The organism is Streptomyces carpinensis, assembly GCF_002154505.1.
Lineage (GTDB): Bacteria > Actinomycetota > Actinomycetes > Streptomycetales > Streptomycetaceae > Streptomyces > Streptomyces carpinensis.
The window spans coordinates 1-5,959 of the sequence record NZ_MUBM01000530.1 but is presented as its reverse complement, the minus strand read 5'-3'; the positions used below and the strand labels follow the sequence as shown (position 1 = coordinate 5,959).

Here is a 5,959-nt window from a genome sequence, read left to right as displayed (position 1 = left end):
GCCCCCGGCCCCCGCCGACCGGCCTCCGTCCTCACCGGTCAGGGGCGGTCAGGCCTGCTGCCTCGGTGTTCGCCAGGGGATCCGGATAATGATCGTCCTGTTGTCAGTGCGGCCCGGTACGCTCGAAGGCACAATGACTCAGGACCTCTCACCGGCCGAGCGGTACGCGGCAGCGCGCAGGCGAGCTGCCGAGCAGGCCACCGCGCTCGCGGGCTTCCGCGAGATGTACGACTTCGGCCTCGACCCCTTCCAGATCGAGGCCTGCCGGGCCCTGGAGGCGGGCAAGGGCGTGCTGGTCGCCGCGCCCACCGGCTCGGGCAAGACGATCGTGGGCGAGTTCGCCGTCCACCTCGCCCTCCAGCAGGGCAGGAAGTGCTTCTACACGACACCCATCAAGGCCCTGTCGAACCAGAAGTACTCCGACCTGTGCCGTCGCTACGGCAGCGGCAAGGTCGGCCTGCTCACCGGGGACAACAGCCTCAACGCGGACGCCCCCGTGGTCGTGATGACCACCGAGGTGCTGCGGAACATGCTGTACTCCGGCTCCCAGACCCTGCGCGGCCTCGGCTACGTGGTCATGGACGAGGTGCACTACCTCTCCGACCGCTTCCGCGGCGCCGTGTGGGAGGAAGTGATCATCCACCTGCCCGACTCGGTGACCCTGGTGTCACTGTCGGCGACCGTGTCCAACGCCGAGGAGTTCGGCGACTGGCTGGACACCGTCCGTGGCGACACCGAGGTGATCGTCTCCGAGCACCGGCCCGTGCCGCTGTTCCAGCACGTGCTGGCCGGACGCCGGATGTACGACCTGTTCGAGGAGGGCGAGGGCCACCGGAAGGCCGTCAACCCCGACCTCACGCGCATGGCCCGTCTGGAGGCCAGCCGCCCGACCTACGCGGACCGCCGGCGCGGCCGTGCCATGCGCGAGGCGGACCGCGAGCGCGAGCGCAGACAGCGTTCCAGGATCTGGACCCCCAGCCGCCCCGAGGTCATCGAACGGCTGGACGCCGAGGGCCTGCTGCCCGCGATCACCTTCATCTTCAGCCGCGCCGCCTGCGAGGCCGCCGTCCAGCAGTGCCTGTACGCGGGCCTGAGGCTCAACGACGAGGAGGCGCGCGAGAAGGTCCGCGCCCTGGTCGAGGAGCGCACCGCCTCCATCCCGCCCGAGGACCTGCACGTCCTCGGGTACTACGAGTGGCTGGAGGGCCTGGAGCGCGGCATCGCCGCGCACCACGCGGGCATGCTGCCGACCTTCAAGGAGGTCGTCGAGGAGCTGTTCGTGCGCGGCCTGGTCAAGGCGGTCTTCGCCACCGAGACGCTCGCCCTCGGCATCAACATGCCCGCCCGCTCGGTCGTGCTGGAGAAGCTCGTCAAGTGGAACGGCGAGCAGCACGCCGACATCACCCCCGGCGAGTACACGCAGCTGACCGGCCGGGCCGGCCGCCGCGGCATCGACGTCGAGGGCCACGCGGTCGTGCTGTGGCAGCGCGCCATGAACCCCGAGCAGGTGGCTGGACTCGCCGGCACGCGCACCTACCCGCTGCGGTCCAGCTTCAAGCCGTCGTACAACATGGCGGTCAACCTGGTCGAGCAGTTCGGCCGGCACCGCTCCCGCGAGCTGCTGGAGACCTCCTTCGCGCAGTTCCAGGCCGACAAGTCGGTGGTCGGGATCTCCCGGCAGGTGCAGCGCAACGAGGAGGGCCTGGCCGGCTACAGGGAGTCCATGACCTGCCACCTCGGCGACTTCTCCGAGTACGCGCGGCTGCGCCGGGAGCTAAAGGACCGCGAGACCGAGCTGGCCCGTCAGGGCGCCGCCCAGCGGCGCGCCGAGGCAGCCGTCGCCCTGGAGCGGCTCAAGCCCGGCGACGTCATCCACGTCCCCACGGGCAAGTACGCGGGACTGGCACTGGTCCTGGACCCGGGCCTGCCCGCCGGCCGCTCCAACGGCCACCGGGGCTTCGACCACCACGACGGCCCGCGCCCGCTGGTGCTGACCGCCGAGCGGCAGGTGAAGCGGCTGGCGGCCATTGACTTCCCCGTCCCCGTCGAGGCGCTGGAGCGGATGAGGATCCCGAAGTCCTTCAACCCGCGCTCTCCGCAGTCCCGCCGTGACCTGGCCTCCGCCCTGCGCACCAAGGCCGGGCACATCCCGCCGGAGCGGCACCGCAAGCGGCGCTCCCAGGCGGCCGACGACCGCGAGATCGCCCGGCTGCGCGCCGCCCTGCGCGCCCACCCCTGCCACGGTTGCAACGACCGCGAGGACCACGCCCGTTGGGCCGAGCGCTACCACCGGCTGCTGCGTGACACCAAGCAGCTGGAGCACCGCATCGAGGGCCGCACCAACACCATCGCCCGGACCTTCGACCGCATCGTGGCGCTGCTCACCGAGCTCGACTACCTGCGGGGCAACGAGGTGACGGAGCACGGCAAGCGCCTGGCCCGGCTCTACGGCGAACTCGACCTGCTCGCCAGCGAATGCCTGCGCGAGCGCGTGTGGGAGGGCCTGAGCCCGGCCGAACTCGCCGCCTGTGTCTCCGCGTTGGTCTACGAGGCCCGGGTCGGCGACGACGCCATGGCGCCCAAGCTGCCCTCGGGCAAGGCGAAGGCCGCGCTCGGTGAGATGGTGCGGATCTGGGGCCGGCTGGACGCCCTGGAGGAGGACTTCCGGATCAGCCAGACGGAGGGCGTCGGCCAGCGCGAGCCGGATCTCGGCTTCGCCTGGGCCGCATACATGTGGGCCTCGGGCAAGGGCCTCGACGAGGTGCTGCGGGAGGCGGACATGCCGGCCGGCGACTTCGTGCGCTGGTGCAAGCAGGTCATCGACGTCCTGGGTCAGATCTCGGCGGCCGCGCCCGGCGAGGGCTCCACGGTGGCGAAGAACGCCCGCAAGGCGGTCGACGGGCTGCTGCGGGGTGTGGTCGCCTACTCGTCGGTCGGATAGACCTCCAAGCCCTGGGCCGTGGGGCGTGACCGTGTGCGGATGAGCCGCGCGTGGTCACGCCCCACGGTGTTTCCACCCGTCACGGTGAGTGGCTCTCGTATGCCTGCACGCCGTGACAGATCGTGTTCGAATCACTTCACAGTGTGTAAACGGCCCGAGGGTACTCCTGCCGCGCGCCCCGTTTCAGGTGCTTGCCGAATATGACACGGCGATGATCCGGTCGGACTAGGCTCGCCCGCGGCGCACCGAGTTGAGATGTATTCGTGCGTTTGTTCCCGGATATCCCGATGATGCCGACAGTTCCATGAAACACCCCACTGGAAGCTGCCCCGAACCCCAGCCGATTCGTCTCAGAGGGCTTACATGGTGAGTGTCCAATCGCCCCCCGGCGGCCGCGAAGTTCCCTACGCACGCGTGTTGCTGCTGCCCGCCATAGCGATGGCGGCGGTCTCCGGAGCCGCCGTCGCACTGGTGACGGAATCGGCCCGCCTCGCCGTCGGCTGCTGCGGCGCCGTGGCCACCCTGCTCGTGCTCCTCACCGCCGCCGAAGCGGTGCGCCGCGGGCGCACCATGCAGGACCAGCGGGCGGAGTACGCCCGTCACACCGAGTACCTGGAGCGGCGCATCGCCTCCCACGACGCCCAGGTCACCTACCTCGGCACTGAGGTCATCCCCGCCGCGGTCGCCCACCTGCGCGCCAACCACACCCCCCGCGAGGTGATGCGCGACCTCATCGACGGCGACCCCGAGTGGTGCCGGATCCCCGAGTCGCAGCGCGCGGTGGTGCGCGTGATCCTCAAGATCGTGGACCAGGAGGAGAACATGCGTGACTCCACGCAGCGCTCCTTCGTCAGCATCGCCCGCCGCGTCCAGGCCATCGTGCACCAACAGGCCTCGGAGCTCAGGGAGATGGAGGAGGACCACGGCCGCAGCCCCGAGGTCTTCGACGACCTGCTGCGCATCGACCACGGCACCGCGCTGATCGGCCGCCTGGCCGACTCCGTCTCCGTCCTCGGCGGCGGCCGCCCCGGACGCCAGTGGCCCAACCCGGTCACCCTCTACAGCGTGCTGCGCGGCGCGATGTCCCGGATCCTGGAGTACCGCCGCATCGAGCTGCACTCCATCGCCAAGGTCAACATCAAGGGCACCCACGTCGAGCCGGTCATCCACGCCGCGGCCGAACTCCTCGACAACGCCACCCGTTACTCGCCCCCGCAGACCAAGGTGCACGTCACCGCCATCGAGGTGCAGTCCGGCGTGGCCATCGAGATCGAGGACGGCGGCGTCAGCCTCAACGAGGAGTCCCGCGCCCGCATCGAGAACATGCTGGAGGCCGCCAAGGCCGGGGTGGACCTTCAGGAGCTCGGCTCGGAGCCCCGCCTGGGCCTGGCGGTCGTGGGCCGGCTGTGCACGACGTACAACATGCAGGTGTCCCTGCGGTCCTCCGCGTACGGCGGGGTGCGTGCCGTACTGATCGTGCCCAGCGACATGATGACCACCGACCCCGCCCCCGGACTCGCCCACGGCATCGGCGCCACCTCCGTCCCCCGGCCCGGCGAGGACGCGCTGGAGGGCCCCAAGCGCGCCCCGAAGAAGCGCCGCCCGACCAGCCCGCGAATCCCCGCCACCGTGCCGATGGACGACGACGTCCCCGAGGTCACCGAGTGGACGGCGAACGGCCTGCCGCAGCGCCGCAGCCGGGTCAAGACCCCGCTCAGCCGGCGCATCGCCGAGCAGTACGCCGCCCAGCGCGCCGAGCAGGAGGGCCGGTCGGTGTGGGGCACTCCCGCACCGGAGCCCGAGCCCGTCGAGAAGGACCCCGAACCGGGTCTGTGGGTGGAGGCGTTCTGGGACGGCCTGAAGAAGGACAACCCGGGCCCCGACCCCACCGCGTTCACCCAGGACCCGACCGCTTTCCTGCATCTGATCGAGCAGCCGGCCCGTGCCGAGGCCGACGACGAGGGGGACCTCAAGTGATCCAGCAGCGTGCCAACTTCGACTGGATGCTCAAGGAGCTCAACGACGGCGTACCGGGGATCGAGATGATCGTGGTGCTCTCGGCCGACGGCCTGCGCATCGCCCGCTACGGCGGCGACCCCGACGCCGCCGACCGGGTCGCCGCGGCCTGCGCGGGACTGCAGAGCCTGGCCGGTGCCGTCGCCGTCGAGATCCCCGACAGCGACGGCCGGATGAAACTGGTGGTCATCGAGATCGACGGCGGCTACTTCTATCTGATGTCCGCCGGCGCCAACGCCTACCTCGCGGTGCTCGCCGACATCCGCACCGAGCCCGGCATGATGAGTGCGCGCATGCGCGATCTCGTGGTCCGCATCGGCGCCCATCTGACCAGTCCGCCCCGGCGCAACGGGCAGACCGTATGACTCCTCCGCGGCGCCAGAGGCGCTACCCCGCACCCGAACCACCGCCCCCGAAACCCGTCGAGCAGGGCGAGCAGAAGAATCCCGAGCGGCTGTACGTGGTCGCCGGCGGCGGTGAGGACGGTGCCCGCGCCGCGCTCGACCTGGTGACCCTGGTCGTGGCACGCGCCGATCCACCGCCGTCCGCGAACCCGGAGCAGGCGGCCGTGCTGCGGCTGTGCACCGCCCCGCTCTCCGTGGCCGAGCTGTCGGCCTACCTCGACCTGCCGTTCAGCGCGACGACGGTCCTGATCACCGAACTGCTGACGGCCGAACTCGTGCAGGCACGCGCCCCGATCGTCCGCCAGGCGCTACCCGACCGTTCCCTCCTCGAAGCGGTGATGCATGGACTTCAACGGCTCTGACACCATCCCCGGCCCGCGTACCGAGGACCATCTGCCGCACACGGCCCAGGCCGCAGCGAAGATCGTCATCGTCGGGGGCTTCGGGGTCGGCAAGACGACGATGGTCGGCTCGGTCAGCGAGATCAGGCCGCTGACCACCGAGGAGACCATGACCCAGGCCGGCGTCGGCATCGACGACAACTACGGCTCCGAGTCCAAGACGGCGACCACCGTGGCGATGGACTTCGGCCGCATCA

5 protein-coding genes are annotated in these 5,959 nt (G+C 70.8%); all 5 read left to right on the top strand.

All coding sequences use genetic code 11. The features are described from left to right. Positions 1 to 88 precede the first annotated feature (88 nt). Positions 89 to 2,941, top strand: a complete 2,853-nt coding sequence (locus tag BZY54_RS45465; RefSeq protein ID WP_086731213.1) for a DEAD/DEAH box helicase — start codon at positions 89 to 91, stop codon at positions 2,939 to 2,941. Between the two features lie 363 nt (positions 2,942 to 3,304). Continuing rightward, positions 3,305 to 4,918, top strand: a complete 1,614-nt coding sequence (locus tag BZY54_RS45460) for a sensor histidine kinase (RefSeq protein ID WP_086731212.1) — start codon at positions 3,305 to 3,307, stop codon at positions 4,916 to 4,918. After that, a complete protein-coding gene (locus BZY54_RS45455) occupies positions 4,915 to 5,322 on the top strand; it encodes a roadblock/LC7 domain-containing protein (protein WP_086731211.1) in 408 nt (135 codons plus the stop codon). The genes BZY54_RS45460 and BZY54_RS45455 overlap by 4 nt, the downstream gene beginning before the upstream one ends. Next, positions 5,319 to 5,723 (top strand): DUF742 domain-containing protein, encoded by a 405-nt coding sequence (locus BZY54_RS45450; protein WP_086731210.1) that lies wholly within the window; start codon positions 5,319 to 5,321, stop codon positions 5,721 to 5,723. Before BZY54_RS45455 ends, BZY54_RS45450 begins: the two co-directional genes overlap by 4 nt. Next, positions 5,704 to 5,959 (top strand): ATP/GTP-binding protein (locus BZY54_RS45445; protein WP_208640964.1); only part of this gene is annotated, 256 nt, incomplete at its 3' end. The genes BZY54_RS45450 and BZY54_RS45445, both read left to right, overlap by 20 nt.

Coding starts and splice junctions, on each gene's coding strand:
- BZY54_RS45465 (WP_086731213.1), top strand. CDS start 89: ATGATCGTCCTGTTGTCAGTGCGGCCCGGTACGCTCGAAGGCACAATG.
- BZY54_RS45460 (WP_086731212.1), top strand. CDS start 3,305: ATGGTGAGTGTCCAATCGCCCCCCGGCGGCCGCGAAGTTCCCTACGCA.
- BZY54_RS45450 (WP_086731210.1), top strand. CDS start 5,319: ATGACTCCTCCGCGGCGCCAGAGGCGCTACCCCGCACCCGAACCACCG.